This is a genomic window from Flavobacterium sedimenticola (assembly GCF_030053345.1).
GTDB lineage: Bacteria > Bacteroidota > Bacteroidia > Flavobacteriales > Flavobacteriaceae > Flavobacterium > Flavobacterium sedimenticola.
In genome coordinates this window covers 118,470-135,587 of the sequence record NZ_JASGBP010000004.1, presented here as the reverse complement: position 1 = coordinate 135,587, position 17,118 = coordinate 118,470, and the positions used below count along the sequence as shown (strand labels likewise).

Below are 17,118 nucleotides of genomic sequence, written 5' to 3'. Positions count from 1 at the left end.
TAGGTTCTAAGGGGTGGTGAGGTAAAAAAAAATACTCCCATTTTTGGGAGTACTTTTTGGGTGTTACTTGAATGGTTATTGAATTAAAATCTTTTTACTGAAACTTCCTTTATCGGTATTAATTTTTACGATGTAAGTTCCGGTAGTTGCGTTTTCAACAGATAATTGAATGATTTGTTGGTTATTAGTGTCTAATTTCCATTGAGATACATTTTGCCCCATGATGTTGTATAATACTACTGAATCTATGGTCGCTACTTGTAGTTCATTTTTGATTGTTAACAATTCATCTGCTTGTGAATGCGTAACCATTATTCCGCTTAGAGTATTGTTTTCAACAGTTCCTAAAGCATCCGGATTAAGGAATCTTAATGAGAAGCGATTGTCAAAAGTTCCTGCAGGTAAACTGATTTCCCAGCCTTCTGTGGTAATGTCGTGATACTCGTTAGTGAGGTTATCGTAAATGTACACATTTTGAGACTCGTCCAAATTTTCTTTTTCATCAATACTGAATTTAACAATGCCTTCTACAGCATTTTTTACACCAAGCGGATATACTGCAGCAACGTTAAAATAACCTTCTCCTTGTATGTTTAGTTTTACTGTACCGTTAATGAAATAGTAATCATTAGTAAGGTTTTCGATACTCAAACCATCATACCCAGGGTCAATTCCTGAAGTAGCATATTCATTCATAAAGCCAATTAGTATTTGTCGGTGTATTTGATCGGCCGAGTCAAATCCTAAATACAATTTTGTGAATTGCTCTTCATCATTTGCATCTCCCTCATCATTAATAGTGATAGGGTCTGAATTTGTTCGGAATAATTGGTAAGATCTGCTGTCATTTTCTGTGGCAAAGACCCTTTGACTATTATTAAATGTGATGGCGCCTCCGGTTGAAGAACCTGTTACAAAAAAGCCTTGACCTACCGGTATATATCTGTTTGGTCTTTTTCTGCTGGTTCCGCTTCCGCTAACTCCGGTAGGAGCTACCGGTGCAGTTCCTCCGGTTTTGGTGTAGGTTGCATAACCTCCTTGGTACAAAATGGTAGCATGTGAGGTGTTGGTATTGTAATGCTCCCAGAAATACAACGTACCGGTAATGCTGGCGGCATTATCGTCGATAAATCGGTTAGCATCAATAGCAGAAGGATATGGGTTACCGGATAAGTTTAAATTTCCGGCAGATACACTAGAGGCTATAGTACCGTTATTCGGTTTACCAACAAAAGTGTAGTTTTGATTAGCAGTAGCACTACCGGATCCTTTTAATGTAAACCCTTGTCCGGCAGAGAGTGTTCCGTTTTGGCCCACAGCACTCCAATTGGCATAACCATTTGACAAATCTTGGAATTTAAATATCCAATAGCTAGATAGCGTAATTGGACTTGTTGGAGAACCGTTTATTCCGGTTGTCCAGTTAATGTCTTGTGGTGTTGAAGAAGTTCCGTCTTTCATTACTCCTGCCACAGTAAATCCATGGTTAAGAGTTGAATTATTTATAGAGCTTACCGGTGATGACCAATAATTGTAATTGAATTTATTGGATTGCCCTTGTTGATCTCTTTCGATAAATCCGATGCTTGCGGCATCTAAATCGCTGTTGTGGGTTTGTACCAATTGCGATTTCCCTTGAAGGTCAATTTTGCCGTCAAGTTTCAGGTAATGTGAAACCTCAATTTTAGAATTGTTTTGAGCGTTTAAAGTATTGCCTGTCACCAAAAGAGCTAACAGTGTTTGGTTTGCAGTAGAGTTTACATTGTTGTTGGTTTTTACAATATTCCACGCAATAGTAGTTGCCGGGTTTACAATTGACACAGATAGAGGAATATTTCCATTCGCCCATGTATTGCTATTGGTCCAATTACCATCGGTTGTGGTTTCATAAGGCATTGGAGCACTTTGTTGTTTTACGGTAAGTGCATTGTTGGTGAATAAATAACCTCTGTTTTTAGACTGTGAGTTATCGTCAACGTGCGTTCCAATAAATGAGTTCATGGAATAATACGCTATAAGATTATACCATTTAATACCGCTGATTTCATTTTTGGAAATATTTTGAGGAATCACTGTACCAACGACTTCATCAGTTCCATATTGTGCTATTTCCTGATTGATAATGTATCGGATTGGATTTAAATTCATGGCTCTTCTCCAAAGTCTGAATTCATCAATTTCTCCTTTAAAATAATTTCCGACACTTGATTTGTTTCGGTATTCACCACCAATGGAGAAAATGCTTGAATCTGAACTCGGAGCACTTGAAGAAACCACTGAATCCATCACTCCGTCGATGTAAAGAACTAAGCTTCCAACAGAGTATACGATAGCGATGTTATGCCATTCATTATTTGGAATAGTCGTTGCAGAAGTTAAAGTAGTTCCACCCGTCCATGAAACATTCAATTTATTGTCAGTAGATAGGTATACTCTGTATCCTGAAGTTCCGTTGTATTTGGATACAATAGTTCTGTTGTTAGCTAAGGCATTATTTCCTGTTGGTTTCATCCAAAACATCATGGTGAAATTAGGAGTTAAATTATTTACAGCATCAAACTTTATAACATCATCCAAACCGTCAAAAGAGATTTCTCTCGAGAAAGTACCTCTGTGTGCAACTCCAATCGTGAAATATTTAGTTCCGTCAAAATCGTAATTACCTTCTTGATTGGAACCATTGCCATTTAAAAAGACAGTTTCCACATTAGTGGTAAAAGAAGCATCATTGGCCACTACCACAACATAAGAGTCATTTCCTGACAAAGCAGGTAAACTGCTGAAGTCTGAAGCGTTAATAGAAATTTTTGTCGCGCCAACATCGCCGCCGGTTTCCACTACTTTCCATTTTTTACTCGGAATGTCAATACTGGTATTTACGCCTGAAGTTCCTCCAAAGGTTACGGTGACATCGGTACCGGAGTCACTCAACGAACCACCGTTGTCACCCCAAACCAGATAAGTCTTGTCGCTGGCAAAATTGTTCGGGTTGGCATTGTTTGAATTGGCAATAGTGCCCAAACCAACTTTCGGCATACTGGTAGTGTTTTGTTTCTTATTCAGGTTGATAGCATTATCCCTACCGATAAGGCTGACATTGTTATTGTAACCACTGTTGGCTGTGGCATCCCAAATAATGTTTCCGCTGGAATCATAAAGATTCTGACCGAAGGACAACGATGTAATAAACAACGTTATTACAACTAAATAGTTTTTCTGTAGGTTAAGTAAAATTGTTTTCATAACTCTTGGGGATTAGTTGATGAATTTTTTAAAATGATTATGTCACTTTATTGTTTTTGACAAATCAAAAGTAAAAATGTAATCGATAAAAGAACAAAAAAATCGATGAAATGCACTAAAAACATAAAATATAGTATAAAAAACTTACATATTTAATGTTTTGTGTAAAATCCCCAAAATCGTTTTGAAAAACAATTTTAATCAACGGTATAAAATGAAAAAAGGCTCGAAATTTTCGAGCCTTTTTTGTAGCGAGAGAGAGATTTGAACTCTCGACCTCAGGGTTATGAATCCTGCGCTCTAACCAACTGAGCTACCTCGCCATGATAAAGCATTCCCTGAATGCGGGTGCAAATATAAAATTAAAATTATTGGCTACAAACTTCTGAGGGTTATTTTTTTTATTTTTAAAAAACGCTTTTTTTTTGATTTTATATTCTATATATTTCCAAAAAATTTGTTAAGGTATGGACGCCAAAGTACGTTACGAACTTGAGTTTCCCGTAAACTCGTCACCTCAGTTGTTGTATCAATACATTTCAACACCGTCCGGATTACAGGAATGGTTTGCGGATAATGTTAATTCTCGTGGTGAGTTTTTTACTTTTATTTGGGATGATGTCGAGGAAAATGCCAGATTAGCTTCCAAGAAAACCGGAGAAAAGGTAAAATTTAAATGGGTTGATGCCGATAAAAAAGACACCGATTATTATTTTGAGCTCCGAATTTTAGAAGATGAAATTACTAAAGATGTTTCGCTGATGGTTGTGGATTATGCGGTAGAAGATGAATTAGAAGAGTCTAAATTATTATGGGAAAATCAAATTTCCGATTTAAAACATGTTATAGGTTCTATATAATTCCTGTTTTTTAAACTTATATTTGTCCCGTCCGATTCTAATATTCGGACGGTTTTTTTTTATGATTAATTTCAACGGAATTTATACGGACTCAGACCAACAAATATCTATTTTTAATCGCTCTTTCCTCTATGGTGACGGCGTTTTTGAAACGCTCAAAATTAAAGACGGAAAGATTCTTTTTTTTGAAGACCATTACTTTAGGTTGTTAGCCTCATTGCGAATTGTTCGCATGCAGATTCCTATTGCATTCACCTATGAATATTTGGAAAGTCAAATAATAGGGTTAGTGCAGCAACTCCATATCCAAGATTCGGCAAGAGTCAGAATTACGGTGTTTCGAAATGAAGGCGGATTTTACACCCCGACAGATAATTCGGTTTCTTTTGTGATTCAGGCTGTTGGTTTAGAGAATAAATTATATCAAATGGATAATAAGTCCTATGAAGTTGATTTATACAAAGATTTTACGATTGCAAAACAATTGTTGTCAACACTTAAAACAACCAACAAAATAATTCAGGTTACTTCCGGCATTTTTGCGCAAGAAAACGGCTTAGATTCTTGCTTGATTCTCAATGAAGATAAAAATGTAGCCGAAGCAGTGAACGGAAACGTATTTATGTTAATGAACCATCAACTGATTACGCCGCCTTTAACTGAAGGCGCTTTAAATGGTGTAATGCGAAAGCAGCTATTAAAATTGGCTGCCGAAATTCAGGAGGTTGAGGTAGTGCAAAAAGAAATTTCACCGTTTGACTTACAAAAAGCGGATGAATTGTTCATTACCAATGTTATTACCGGAATTCAACCGATAACGAAGTACAGGAAGAAAGAATTCGAAACGGTTTTTTCCAAAAGGTTGTTGGAAAAATTAAATGAAAGTATTGCGATTTAGTTTAAAATAGGATTCTCGGGTGCATTAGACCATATTAAGTAGTCACCACCCAATTCCAAAATCTTTTCTTTCCAAAAATGTACCGAGGATTTGCCCAAAATCTTATTCTCATAAATGTTTTTAGACAAAATCCAGGAATTCGATTGCATTTCATTTTCCAATTGTTCGGAATCCCAACCGGAATAACCCAAAAAGAATCGGATGTTTTTTTTCTTCACCAATCCTTTGTTGATAAGGCTTTTGGTTAATTCAAAATCGCCGCCCCAAAAAATCCCGTTGGAAATTTCAATACTGTTCGGAATCAAATTCGGAATGTTGTGAATGAAATACAAGTTATCTTGCTCTACCGGACCGCCATTGTAAATCTTAAAATTGGCATGAATCTCCGGAATCAAATCGTTGATGGTGTATTTTAAAGGTTTGTTTAAAATAAACCCAACCGAACCTTCTTCGTTGTGGTCGGCCAATAATATGACGGATCGGTTAAAAGACAAGTCGCCAATTATCGAGGGTTCTGCTATTAATAATTGTCCTTTTTGAAGTTTTTCGGAAATCATTTTTCAGCTAATTTTTACTAAAGCTACTAAAAAGGTTTTAAAAAAGCTAATTTTTTTGTTGTAAAACAAAAAAAAGGCCACATTTTACAATGTGACCTCTGTATATTAGAACAATTTAAAATTAGTTTACTGCTCCGTCCAATTCAGCACCAGCTTTGAATTTTACTACATTTTTAGCGCCAATTTTGATAGTTTTTCCTGTTTGAGGGTTTCTTCCGTCTCTGGCAGCTCTTTTAGAAACTGACCAAGAACCGAATCCTACTAAAGATACTCTTCCGCCTTTTTTCAAAGTGCTTCCTACATTTCCTAAAAATGATTCTAAAGCTAATTTTGCAGCAGCTTTTGTGATTCCAGCGTCAGCTGCAATTGCATCGATTAATTCTGATTTGTTCATAATGTTAGTTATTAATTGTTGGTTAAACATTCTGTTAATGATAACAAATTTAATAGGAATTCCTTACCGTGCAAGCGTTTTCAGGTTTTTTTCAAAAATTTGTTGATAACTTCAACTATTTGTTGATAAACCTAAGCCTTTCATCGATTTTTTTATTTAAAAATCGCTTGAGACCTTATTCTGCTTGCGCTTCTTCCGAAAAGGTAATACCATTTAAGAGCTCGTGAGCCTGCATTTTTTTCTTCCCCGGAAATTGCAAACTCAGCAGTTGTATGAAACCGTCTTTAACCGCTACTTTTATTTCTTTTTTGGTAGTGGTGATTCGTCCTATCGGGGACAAATGGTTTTCTGAAATGATTTTGGCGTCATATAACTTAACACTCCACTCTTCTCCTCTATCTTTAAACAAACACCATGCTGCCGGATACGGCGACAAACCGCGAATCAGGTTGTGAATCTCCTTAGCCGATTTGTTCCAGTCTACTTTACAATTGTCCCTATTGAGCTTGTACGCTGTTTTAATGTCAGCGTTATCCGTTTGCAGTGTTGTTGTAACCGAGCCATGGGCGATTAACTGTAACGTTTCTACAACGGCTTCGCTTCCTAAAACCATCAATCGGTCGTGCAATTCTCCGGCATTCTCTTCCGGATATATAGTTGTTTCTTTGCTCAAAATCATGGCACCGGTATCTATTTTATCATCGATAAAAAAAGTGGTCACCCCGGTCTTGGTTTCTCCGTTAATGATGGCCCAGTTAATAGGGGCGGCGCCTCTGTAGTTTGGCAAAAGCGAAGCGTGCAAATTAAAAGTTCCTAACTTAGGCATGCGCCAAACCACTTCGGGCAACATTCTGAAAGCCACCACCACGTGCAGGTTAGCGTTTAAGCTTTGCAATTCGGTTAGAAAGGTTTCGTCTTTTAGGTTTGTCGGTTGTAATAATTTCAAATGATGCGATAAGGCATATTCTTTAACGGCCGAATATTTGATTTTTTGTCCGCGTCCGGCGGGCTTGTCGGGCGCTGTAATCACGCCGACTACCTCGAAGTTATGTTTAATAATGGTATCCAAAATGCCTACGGCAAATTCGGGCGTTCCCATAAATACAATGCGTAATTTTTCCATTTTTTGATAGTATTGTGGCGCTATTTTATTGTAAGGAATACAAATTGTCGGTGTCAATGCTGATGACTTCCTCATCTAATAATTGTTGCAGGGCAAAGATAATAGCGTCTTTTGGAAATTGTGTTATTTCTTGAATTTCTCTCGAATTTAATTTCTGATTTTTCAGTAAGGCTTTAATGTGTTCCGATACCAAACCTTCGGATAACGGTTCTTTATTTTTCGAAATGCAGTAGGAGCAAATACCGCAATCCTGCTTTTGGCTTTCACCGAAATACCCCAGTAACAATTTGCTTTTACATGTTTTTTGATCGCAGCAATACGCCAGAACAGCTTTCAGTTGTGCTATTTTTAATTGATTCTGCGCGGCCAAATATTTCGAAACCCTGTTGATGGTTCGCTCATCTTCGCGAACGTCATTAAAAGTAATGGTAGCATCGTTACTTTTGGCTATGTAATCCACCAGGTCTTTTTCTTTCAATTTTTGAAGCAGGGATAACACCTCGGCTTCACTGTGATTCGATTTTTTGGCAATCAGTGCAGCATTAAAAGCCGTTTGCATATCGTAAATGCCGGGATAGGTTCGTAAAATGGTGAGTATAATGGGTTCGTCCTGCGGATGTAAACTCATGTAGCGAATCACTTCTTTGGAAGGAATGATGAATTGCAATGTGATTTTTTCCGAGAACTCTTGCGACAAACTGATGATACCTTGTCGGTCGAGAAACTGTAGGGCATTATACGTTTTTAACGTTGGGAAATCATATTTGGTACAGAAATGATGTAAGTTAAAACGAAACTGTTCTTCGATGCCTTCGCCATACGCAATTTGAAAGTAATTACAGAGTTTGGTGAACACCGAATTTAAAAAAACTTTATCGGGCAACACCTTGATAAATTGAGCTTCCGCATGCAATACATCCGACGGATTGTGAAGCAACACGGCAAATGCTTTTTCGCCGTTTCTTCCGGCGCGACCGGCTTCCTGATAGTAGTTTTCTAAATTTTGCGGTAAGTGCAAATGAATAATGGTTTTTACATTGGCTTTATCGATGCCCATCCCAAAAGCATTGGTGGCCACTATGACTTGCGCTTTTTCTTCCATCCAAAGCATCATATGGCGTGCTTTTTCCTTTGGTGCCAATCCGCCGTGGTAATAGGTAGCCGTAAAGCCCATGTTTTCCAAATGATGGGCGGTTTCCAGACACGACTTGCGGTTGGTGACATACACAATGGCAGGCTCCGGATTTTTGCGCAGTATTTGTTGCATCCGATGTAATTTGTCTTCCGTTTCAAAAACCATGTAGGCCAAATTCGTGCGGTAAAAGGATTTGGTAAAAATTTGCGGATTTTTGAGTTGTAATTGCGAAATAATGTCTTCCTGAACGCGCGGTGTAGCCGACGCGGTTAGCGCCAAAAAAGGCACCTTGGGAAAGAATTCTCTGAGCTGCGCAATTTTTAAATACGCCGGGCGGAAATCGTGTCCCCATTGCGATACGCAATGCGCTTCGTCGATGGCAATTAAATTGACGGGTAGATTTTTCAGTCGCTCCACAATCCAGTCGTTTTGCAACCTCTCCGGAGAGAGGTACAGGAATTTGTAATTTCCGAACTGACAATTGTCTAAAATGGCAATGCTGTCATTAAGCGACAGCCCTCCGGTAAGTGCCGTGGCCTTAATGTCTTTGTATTGTAAATTTTGCACTTGGTCTCGCATCAAAGCGACCAAAGGCGAGATTACCAAACAAATCCCCTGCTGCAGTAGCGCCGGAATTTGAAAACAAACCGATTTTCCGCCGCCGGTAGGCATGAGTGCAAAAGTATCGTGTCCTTCCAAAACCGATTTGATAACGGCTTCCTGAGGTTCACGAAAACTATCATGTTTCCAATATTGTTTAAGAATTGCTAAGGCTTGACTCAAGGGACTCAGATGAATGAACCCCTGTGACCGTTCACAGGGAATTGGGTTTACGGTATAAAAGTATGAAAAAGAATTGGCTTTGGTTTACACAAAAAATGTAATTACGCCAACTGGTTCAGGATAAAAGCGATGCGCTCTTCTACGCTACCGCAAGGGACTTCGATAAGTTGGTATCCGTATTTTTGATAGGTTTCGAGTAAGTGGTCGAAAATGAGTTTGGCTTGTTCGAAGTTTTCATAACGAGCCTCATCGCTTTCATAAATGGCTTCCCAAGGCGGCAATACAAATACTTTAGAATATTGGTGCTCGCGGCTGGCCTGGTCGAAAAAAGCCGGATAACTGTCGCCTATATAATGCATGTAGGCTAAAATATCGGGAATGCCACGGTCTAAGAAAACAATTTCAGCGGCATCTTGTATGGCCTGTTGGTGTTGCTTTTTTCGGCCTTCGAGCAACAGTTCGCTGAAGAGCAACGGCTTTTCGAGAAACAATTGTTCGATACCTTGCTTTTTAGCTTCCATGGTGATTTGTCTTGAAATTTCGGGAAAACACGCATATCCTTGTTCGATGAGGGCATCGATGATGGTGGTTTTTCCGGTGCCGGGACCGCCGGTGATAACTATCAGTTCTTTTTTCAAGATTTTGGAAATAAGGGGCAAATTTATCGAAACAAATTAGATTTTCGAAAGAGAAGTCCGAATTTATTTTTGTACTTCCCGAGCGGCGCTTAGCGGGCTGTTTAGCCCTGATGGAAGCGATTGCTCCCGATGCCGAAGTCTCGGCATCGGGACAAAAGCGGACAGCAGGAATACGGAGGACAAAGAAACCCAAGCCATTCGCTCCCGAAAATAAAAATAAAACCATGTGAAATCTTCTGTAAAATCTAAAATCATTACTGTATATTTGCTTTTATTTTGGAATAAATGGATAAGAAAACCGAAGAATTTTACGCCCGATTGCGGGAAGAACTCAACAACACTTCGACATGGCCAACCGAGTACCTCTACAAGTTTATTGTGCCTACGGATCCCAAGAAAATAGAAGAAGTGGAAAATGCCTTTGACAACATGGGTGCGGTGATACAAACCACGCAATCGAAGACCGGTAAATACACCAGTGTATCGGTTAATGTAATGATGGAGAGTCCCGACAGTGTGGTGGAAAAGTACATTGAGGTGTCGGATATTGAAGGAATAATTTCGTTGTAATGGCAGAGAAATATATTAAGGAGAACGCCAACGACGTGGTGCATTATTTAGAATATAATGCCGAGCGTCCGCATTTGATTATCCCGGAATACGGACGTCATTTGCAAAAGCTCATTGACCAAGCGACTTTGATTCCCGATAGGGAAGAGCGCAACAAAGCCGCCCGATACATCATTCAGGTAATGGGCAGTTTGAATCCGCATTTGCGCGATGTGCCCGATTTTCAGCACAAATTATGGGATCAGATTTTTATCATGTCCGATTTTAGGTTGGATGTCGATTCGCCTTATCCGATTCCGTCGCGTGATGTGATTAATTTGAAGCCGGAGCGCTTGGCGTACCCGCAAAAGAATCCGAAGTATCGCTTTTACGGCAACAATATTAAGTACATGATTGATGTGGCCAACAGTTGGGAAGAGGGCGAAATGAAGAGCGCCCTGGTCAAAGTGATTGCCAACCACATGAAAAAATCGTATTTGAGTTGGAACAAAGACACGGTGACTGATACCGTGATTTTTGAACACTTGTATGAATTGTCGGGCGGGAAGTTGAATTTGCTGCAAAGCAGCGAAGAATTGCTTAACACCACCGACTTGATGCGTACCAACAAAAAAATGTCGAATAAGAGTCCGGTTCAAAACGGCAAGCCGAAGAGCAAAAACGGCAAAAAGAATTTTCAGAAAAACAATAACAATCAGAAATAGTTGTAGGTTGTATGTTGTGGGTTCTATGTCAACCCATCGCAACGTACAACTTATAACATACAACTTTTAACAAAGAAAATGGGAACATTCAAAATAGAAGGCGGCATTTCATTAAAAGGAGAAGTACAGCCGCAGGGAGCCAAGAACGAAGCATTGCAAGTTTTGTGTCCGGCTTTGTTAACATCGGAAAAAGTCAGAGTGACCAATATTCCGGATATTATTGATGTCAATAAATTAATTGTATTGCTGGGAAATTTGGGGGTAAAAATCCAAAAAAACGGTCCCGGTGATTATACCTTCCAAGCCGATGAAGTCAATGTAGATTACCTAAAAACCGAAGCTTTTAAAAAGGAAGGCGGAAGCTTAAGAGGTTCCATTATGATAGTCGGGCCGCTTTTGGCGCGCTTTGGCTGCGGTTATATTCCGAAACCGGGTGGTGACAAAATCGGGAGGCGCCGTTTGGATACACACTTTGAAGGATTTATCAATCTGGGTGCTAAGTTTCGTTACGAAAGAGAAGATCACTTTTATGGCGTAGAGTCGAAAGGACGTTTGAAAGGAACGTATATGTTACTCGATGAGGCTTCGGTAACCGGAACCGCAAATATTGTGATGGCCGCTGTTTTGGCCGAAGGGACTACCACCATTTACAATGCGGCTTGCGAACCTTATTTGCAGCAGTTGTGTAAAATGTTGAATTCTATGGGCGCCAAAATCAGCGGCGTAGGATCGAACTTGTTGACCATTGAAGGTGTTGAAAAATTGGGTGGTTGCGAACATCGCATTTTGCCCGACATGATTGAAATTGGATCGTGGATCGGATTGGCAGCGATGACGCGCAGTGAGATTACCATTAAAAATGTGAGTTGGGATAATTTGGGTGTGATTCCGAATGTATTCCGCAAATTGGGTATTACATTGGAGCGCAAAGGCGATGATATTTATATTCCGGCGCATACCAAAGGCTATACCGTAAAAACCGATATTGACGGTTCTATTTTAACCATAGCCGATGCACCATGGCCGGGCTTTACTCCCGATTTGTTAAGTATTGTTTTGGTAGTGGCCACACAGGCCAACGGGGATGTATTGATTCACCAAAAAATGTTTGAAAGCCGCTTGTTCTTTGTGGATAAACTAATCGATATGGGTGCCAAAATTATGTTGTGTGATCCGCACCGAGCCGTAGTGATGGGACACGATTTTAAATCGCAACTCAAAGCCACAACCATGTCGTCGCCGGATATCCGTGCGGGAATTTCCTTGTTGATTGCCGCGCTTTCGGCTAAAGGCACTTCAACCATTCAAAACATTGAGCAAATAGACCGCGGATACGAAAGAATTGATGAAAGGCTTCGTGCACTGGGTGCTAATATCGTTCGTGTTTAACTCAGTACACAGTGTTCAGTAATTAGTGTTCAGTTAACAAAATATGGAATTCCAAATACCAAACTTAATTGATTGGGATTTGGAATTTTTTTATGAGCTTTTTAAAAAATGGAAACCTATATCATTGTTTTACTTTGTATTGCTTCATTCTTCGCCGGTTTTGTTGATGCGATAGTGGGCGGCGGCGGATTGATTCAAACGCCGGCAGCAATGATTTTGATGCCCCATTTATCGGTGGCAAGCATCATAGGATCGCTAAAGATTCCGGCCTTCAGCGGCACCGGTTTTGCCGCGTTTCAATATTTGAAAAAAGTGGCCATGGATTGGAAACTACTTTCCCTGATGGCCGTTTTGGCTTTCGGAGCTGCTTTTTTGGGTTCGGCTTTACTCAATGTGGTGCGTAACGATTTTATGAAACCGCTGCTGTTTTTTATTTTGATTGGTTTGGCGATATATACCTTCAAAAAGAAGAATTTCGGGCAGCATCAAGACAAATCCCATTCGGTAAAACAACAAGTGTTGTATGCCGTTATCCTTAGTTTGTTGGTGGGTTTCTACGACGGATTTATCGGTCCCGGCACCGGAAGTTTCCTCGTGTTGGGTTTTGTGTCTATTTTAGGATTCGACTTCTTACACGCGTCCGCCAATGCCAAAATGGTCAACTTGGCCACGAACTTAGGGTCGATTTGTTTGTTTGTCTGGAAGGGAAAAATTGTTTGGGCTTTTGCTCTTCCGATGGCGTTTTGCAATGCGTTGGGCGGTTGGATTGGCGCCAAATTGGCCATAAAAAAAGGAAATACCTTCATTCGAAAGTTTTTCCTTTTTGTAGTCATCCTAACGCTGTTGCGTTTTGGGTATGATGTGTTTTTGAAATGATTACCATTCGTTATAAATAACAGTATCATTTATAATAGCACGTGACAGGTGTTTGCTGGTGGTGCCAAACGGTGCTAACGGCGTCCAAGAATCTGCATAAAACAACGTGATGTTCTTTCCTGTGAATTGCCTTTTGGCGTCTTCCAGTTCAAAACCGTTTTCCAAACCACGATTGATGTAATACGTAGTGTTGTTGTTTTCTAATTCGAAAACCAAATCCTTAACACCGCCTTCAGCTACCGATTTTACTTTGCCGACGATTACAATCGCGTTTTCTTTTGAACGATGAGTAGGAATCAATCCAATGATTGAAAAGGCAATAAGAATCAATATTACAATGAAAATTATCCGTTTCATAATTTTGTTTTCTGTAACTGTAAAACGAATAAAGGACTGTTTTATTATTCAAAAGCATTTAAAAATTTGATGCCGAAAACTACGCCGTCAGTTTGGGAGCCGCTTTGGTACGAATGCACATAATCGACTCTCAAAAATTTAAATTTCCCGAAACCTAAATTATCCAAGCCAATGGAAAATTCCTGATACGGTTTTCTGTCGGGAACCGCTAAGTTGTGAAAGCCTAAAACCAATTGCGATTGCAGGTATTTCAGTAACGGCAGTTTGTTCATGATATAGCCTTTGTCGTTGTGTTCGATATGGCTTTCCCAATAGCGGTCATTCGTGCTGGCCGAATAATACGGCAACAAGTTAAACACATTGGTATAACTGTCGGTTTGCCCGATATGGGTTTGATTGCCATTGAAATGTTTGTAATCTACGAACGAAATGCCATCGGCATTAAAGAATTTACCGGCTTTCAAATTGAGTTGCATATCGCCTTTATTCCCCAAGGTTACTTCATAATTTACTCTTCCGGAAAGCAAATCATATTCGTAATTTTTGGCCGTGGCAGCCAGCGTTTTCTCATAGGCCAGCGTCACGGTCGGATAATCGTCATTCGGAATATTGAATTTCCCGTCGGGGCGTTTCCAATACTTTTGTCCGAAGTTAAATCGCATCAAAATATTGGCTTTGACCAAATTGTGTTTTTCCAAGGCTGCCGATGTCTCGTCTGACGGGTTGAGCGGATTGTTGGATGTATACAAATCGTCGTTTTTAATTACGGTATAATCGGTCGTGTTGTATAGTGGTTTTCGCTCGGCATATTCAACAGCGGTATTCAAATAAAAGCCGTTGACGATTTCCCTGCCGAAAAAGGCACTGACAAAATTCTTCTCATACAGTTTCATAAAATTGTTTTTGAAGAACAATGTACTTACAGTATTAACCATTTTGGAAATCGGATTGGCCGCATTGAATTGACTCACGGTGCTTCCGCCGTTGAGAGAAAACAAACTGTTATCGAGATTGTTGAATTTGTGTGTAACGTTGAACGTAGCTCTGATTTTTTCTTCCGAGAAACCGTAGTCAAATCGGGAACCGATTCGGGTAAACGTTCTTTTTTCCTCGTTGCGTTTGGTGTACGATACACCGGCATTCATGCGCCAACCTTGAACGGTGTTGAAGGAGGTTGATAGCAACGGTCCGTCGTAGTCAACCGACCATTTTTTAAAGGAGTTCTTGTAGCTGTAGCCGCTCAAGATGTCCATGGGTCTGAATTTGTTGCGCTTGGCATCGATAGAGTCTAAATATACTTTGGATTTCTTTTTGGTTTGCAATTCATCTTTTTTGACATAATCCGTCGATTCTTCCTCGGTCAGCGGCACCGGTCTGATGGTATCCCAAAAGCTGTTCTCTTTTTTGTTGGCGTCTTTTTCAAAAGAGAGAATCTCGTTGGTAAAGGTTTTCTTTTCAATTTTCGGCTCAAATTCGAAATTGGTATATACATAGGTAAACCGACCGTTGAGTTTGATGCCGAGCATGCCTGCCACAAAATCGATAGTTTGCGTGTTTTTTACCCAAATTTTATTGTTCGAATTGTAGCTGTAATTTTGTTTTAAAACCAATTTGTCGATGGCAGGCGTTTGCATCTGATTGCCTGTAATAGTCAAATCAATCGCATAAATAGCGTAATTGTCATCTACTATATAAATGTAGCCTTCCATAACCGGTTCGGTCTCGCGGCGGGGAACGACTTTAATTTTATTGATTTGTTGTCGGTTTTCGGTAAAGAAGGAGCCTTCAAATTGGTATTTGTAATAATTGAACGCATTGTCGGCTATAGGGGAAACCACATTGACCTCGAATGGCAGGTAATTTTCATAAAAATCAAAATTCACCGAAGCCGCATTGTTAAAGCTAAAGCCATTGTCGTTGCCGCTTACTTTGGAAGCCACAATAATTTCTTTGAGTTTGTCGGGTTTTTGGAAGGTAATTCGTGAAACGGTTTCCGAGAGGTATAAAATACCGCTTCGGGTAGAGTCGAGTACTTCATCAAAAAAGTCAAACTTTTGTCCCAATATGGTTTTGGGCGCGTCTTTAATTCTGAAAATTCCACGCGAATAAAAATCGGCGGTGTATTTCCCGGTTTTGGCGGCGTTTTCTTTTTTATTTTGAATGGCTTTACGTATGATTTCGTTGGCCGGATTGTCTTTCGGATTAATCACTACTTCTTTAAGCGTGATGTTTTCTTCCTGCATCACAATGTCAACCGTCACGGGAAGTTTATCGAATGTCACGATTTCTTTCACGGTTTTGTAACCCAAGTACTGAAAAATAAGCGTGTGGTTTCCGGGCGTCTTGATGTTTATTTCAAACCGTCCCTGCTCGTTGGTAGTGGTACCGTTATAGGTGTTTTCTTCGAAGATGTTGACAAAGGGCAACGGATTGCCTTTGTCGTCTGTGACTTTTCCTTTGATTTGTGCAAAAGAAATGGCTGTGATTAGGGTAAAAAGGAAAGAGAGTAGTTTTTGTTTCATTGTTTTGTGTTTGTTGGGCTTTTATAAAAAAGATTGTAAAGCTAACTCATAGCTTTTCAATCCGAATCCAATTACAATGCCTTTGGCATTAGGAGAAATAAAAGATTGATGACGGAAGGTTTCCCGAGCAAAGGTGTTGGAAATGTGCACTTCAATCACCGGTGTGGTGATGGCTTTCACCGCATCGCCAATACCAACAGAGGTATGCGTATAGGCTGCGGCATTGAGAATGATACCGTCATAATCAAAACCTACTTCCTGAATTTTGTTGATGAGTTCGCCTTCTACATTGCTTTGATAATAATGCAAGGTAATGTTAGGGTATTTGTTTTGTAAGCTATCGAAGAATGTTTCAAAAGTAGTGTCGCCGTAAATATCCGGTTCGCGTTTGCCCAATAAATTCAGATTGGGGCCGTTAATGATGATGATTTTCATAAATGAATTTTAAGTAAAAATAGAAAACCGTTGCTGATTGGGCAACGGTTTTACAGGAAACTTACTATTTTTTAAAAACGGTAACCTAATGATACTTGCATTACTCTGTTCGTGACTTCGGCGTTCTTGGAGGCTTCGGTTAAACCGGCCACATAGCGTGCTTGCACAAAAACATGGTCGGTAATGTTATAACCCAAACCGGCTGCTAAACCAAAATCAAAGGTTTCACCTTCAAATTGATCTTCAACATTTTCATTGACCAAGAAGGAAAATTGCGGACCGGCTTCTAAACTCAGTTTTTTACCGGTGAGATAAAACTTGGCTAAAACCGGAACCGTTATGTAATTGTAATTGATGTCGTCAAAGGCAGCGCTATTGACTTTGGTTCCTTGTGACGAATAGAGTAACTCGGGTTGTACAGACAAGTTTTCCAGTAATTTTAATTCCAATACAGCGCCGAAATGAAAACTGGTATACGTAGAGCCTTCTACATTGTCTCCTTCCAAATTGGAGAAATTCGCACCGGCTTTTAATCCGAACTTTACCATTTGAGCATTCACAGTAGGGATGCTCATTAACAGAAATAATAATCCAATTGCTTTTTTCATAAACGTATTTTTAAAAATAAAGTGAT

The 17,118-nt window shown here is 39.7% G+C and carries 16 protein-coding genes and 1 tRNA gene; 6 read left to right on the top strand and 11 right to left on the bottom strand.

The window, feature by feature from the left end; translation table 11 throughout:
• Window positions 1-75: 75 nt before the first annotated feature.
• Both QHT84_RS08465 and QHT84_RS08460 read right to left on the bottom strand, forming a co-directional pair.
• The gene (locus QHT84_RS08465) at window positions 76-3,243 is read right to left on the bottom strand and encodes a LamG-like jellyroll fold domain-containing protein (protein WP_283239126.1); all 3,168 of its coding nucleotides are present in this window, start codon (window positions 3,241-3,243) and stop codon (window positions 76-78) included.
• Window positions 3,244-3,492: 249 nt separating this feature from the next.
• Window positions 3,493-3,566, bottom strand: a tRNA-Met gene (locus tag QHT84_RS08460).
• Between the two features lie 144 nt (window positions 3,567-3,710).
• Between QHT84_RS08460 and QHT84_RS08455 the strand changes: the two genes are divergently transcribed.
• Both QHT84_RS08455 and QHT84_RS08450 read left to right on the top strand, forming a co-directional pair.
• Window positions 3,711-4,103, top strand: a complete 393-nt coding sequence (locus QHT84_RS08455) for an START-like domain-containing protein (RefSeq protein WP_283239125.1) — start codon at window positions 3,711-3,713, stop codon at window positions 4,101-4,103.
• Between the two features lie 61 nt (window positions 4,104-4,164).
• Window positions 4,165-5,001 (top strand): aminotransferase class IV, encoded by an 837-nt coding sequence (locus QHT84_RS08450; RefSeq protein WP_283239124.1) that lies wholly within the window; start codon window positions 4,165-4,167, stop codon window positions 4,999-5,001.
• Here QHT84_RS08450 and QHT84_RS08445 read toward each other — a convergent pair.
• The 5 genes from QHT84_RS08445 to QHT84_RS08425 all read right to left on the bottom strand — a co-directional run bounded on the left by QHT84_RS08445 (window position 4,998) and on the right by QHT84_RS08425 (window position 9,631).
• Window positions 4,998-5,558 (bottom strand): YqgE/AlgH family protein, encoded by a 561-nt coding sequence (locus QHT84_RS08445; protein WP_283239123.1) that lies wholly within the window; start codon window positions 5,556-5,558, stop codon window positions 4,998-5,000. The two genes, QHT84_RS08450 and QHT84_RS08445, sit on opposite strands and share 4 nt — an antisense overlap.
• Window positions 5,559-5,679: 121 nt before the next feature.
• Window positions 5,680-5,952 carry an HU family DNA-binding protein gene (locus QHT84_RS08440; RefSeq protein ID WP_283239122.1) on the bottom strand — a complete coding sequence of 91 codons (273 nt, stop codon included), beginning with the start codon at window positions 5,950-5,952 and terminating at the stop codon, window positions 5,680-5,682.
• 175 nt (window positions 5,953-6,127) lie between these two features.
• Complete coding sequence (gene fmt, locus QHT84_RS08435) at window positions 6,128-7,075, bottom strand: methionyl-tRNA formyltransferase (protein WP_283239121.1); 948 nt, start codon at window positions 7,073-7,075, stop codon at window positions 6,128-6,130.
• A 25-nt stretch (window positions 7,076-7,100) separates the two neighbouring features.
• The gene (locus QHT84_RS08430; RefSeq protein ID WP_283239120.1) at window positions 7,101-8,993 is read right to left on the bottom strand and encodes a RecQ family ATP-dependent DNA helicase; all 1,893 of its coding nucleotides are present in this window, start codon (window positions 8,991-8,993) and stop codon (window positions 7,101-7,103) included.
• A gap of 101 nt (window positions 8,994-9,094) precedes the next feature.
• Window positions 9,095-9,631 carry an AAA family ATPase gene (locus QHT84_RS08425; RefSeq protein ID WP_283239119.1) on the bottom strand — a complete coding sequence of 179 codons (537 nt, stop codon included), beginning with the start codon at window positions 9,629-9,631 and terminating at the stop codon, window positions 9,095-9,097.
• 285 nt (window positions 9,632-9,916) lie between these two features.
• Here QHT84_RS08425 and QHT84_RS08420 point away from each other — a divergent pair, with 285 nt between their 5' ends.
• From QHT84_RS08420 to QHT84_RS08405, 4 genes are all read left to right on the top strand, one after another.
• A complete protein-coding gene (locus QHT84_RS08420) occupies window positions 9,917-10,201 on the top strand; it encodes a DUF493 family protein (RefSeq protein WP_283239118.1) in 285 nt (94 codons plus the stop codon).
• On the top strand, window positions 10,201-10,905 hold the full coding sequence (locus QHT84_RS08415) for a DUF4290 domain-containing protein (protein WP_283239117.1): 705 nt from the start codon (window positions 10,201-10,203) through the stop codon (window positions 10,903-10,905). Before QHT84_RS08420 ends, QHT84_RS08415 begins: the two co-directional genes overlap by 1 nt.
• Window positions 10,906-10,983: 78 nt before the next feature.
• The gene (gene murA / locus QHT84_RS08410; protein ID WP_283239116.1) at window positions 10,984-12,294 is read left to right on the top strand and encodes a UDP-N-acetylglucosamine 1-carboxyvinyltransferase; all 1,311 of its coding nucleotides are present in this window, start codon (window positions 10,984-10,986) and stop codon (window positions 12,292-12,294) included.
• A gap of 108 nt (window positions 12,295-12,402) precedes the next feature.
• Window positions 12,403-13,170 carry a sulfite exporter TauE/SafE family protein gene (locus QHT84_RS08405; protein ID WP_283239115.1) on the top strand — a complete coding sequence of 256 codons (768 nt, stop codon included), beginning with the start codon at window positions 12,403-12,405 and terminating at the stop codon, window positions 13,168-13,170.
• Here QHT84_RS08405 and QHT84_RS08400 read toward each other — a convergent pair whose 3' ends face one another.
• The 4 genes from QHT84_RS08400 to QHT84_RS08385 all read right to left on the bottom strand — a co-directional run bounded on the left by QHT84_RS08400 (window position 13,171) and on the right by QHT84_RS08385 (window position 17,092).
• Window positions 13,171-13,527, bottom strand: coding sequence for a hypothetical protein (locus QHT84_RS08400; protein ID WP_283239114.1), 357 nt, complete (start codon window positions 13,525-13,527; stop codon window positions 13,171-13,173).
• A 44-nt stretch (window positions 13,528-13,571) separates the two neighbouring features.
• The gene (locus QHT84_RS08395) at window positions 13,572-16,049 is read right to left on the bottom strand and encodes a DUF5686 and carboxypeptidase regulatory-like domain-containing protein (protein WP_283239113.1); all 2,478 of its coding nucleotides are present in this window, start codon (window positions 16,047-16,049) and stop codon (window positions 13,572-13,574) included.
• Between the two features lie 21 nt (window positions 16,050-16,070).
• On the bottom strand, window positions 16,071-16,484 hold the full coding sequence (gene aroQ, locus QHT84_RS08390; protein ID WP_283239112.1) for a type II 3-dehydroquinate dehydratase: 414 nt from the start codon (window positions 16,482-16,484) through the stop codon (window positions 16,071-16,073).
• 71 nt (window positions 16,485-16,555) lie between these two features.
• Complete coding sequence (locus QHT84_RS08385) at window positions 16,556-17,092, bottom strand: porin family protein (RefSeq protein ID WP_283239111.1); 537 nt, start codon at window positions 17,090-17,092, stop codon at window positions 16,556-16,558.
• Window positions 17,093-17,118 lie beyond the last annotated feature (26 nt).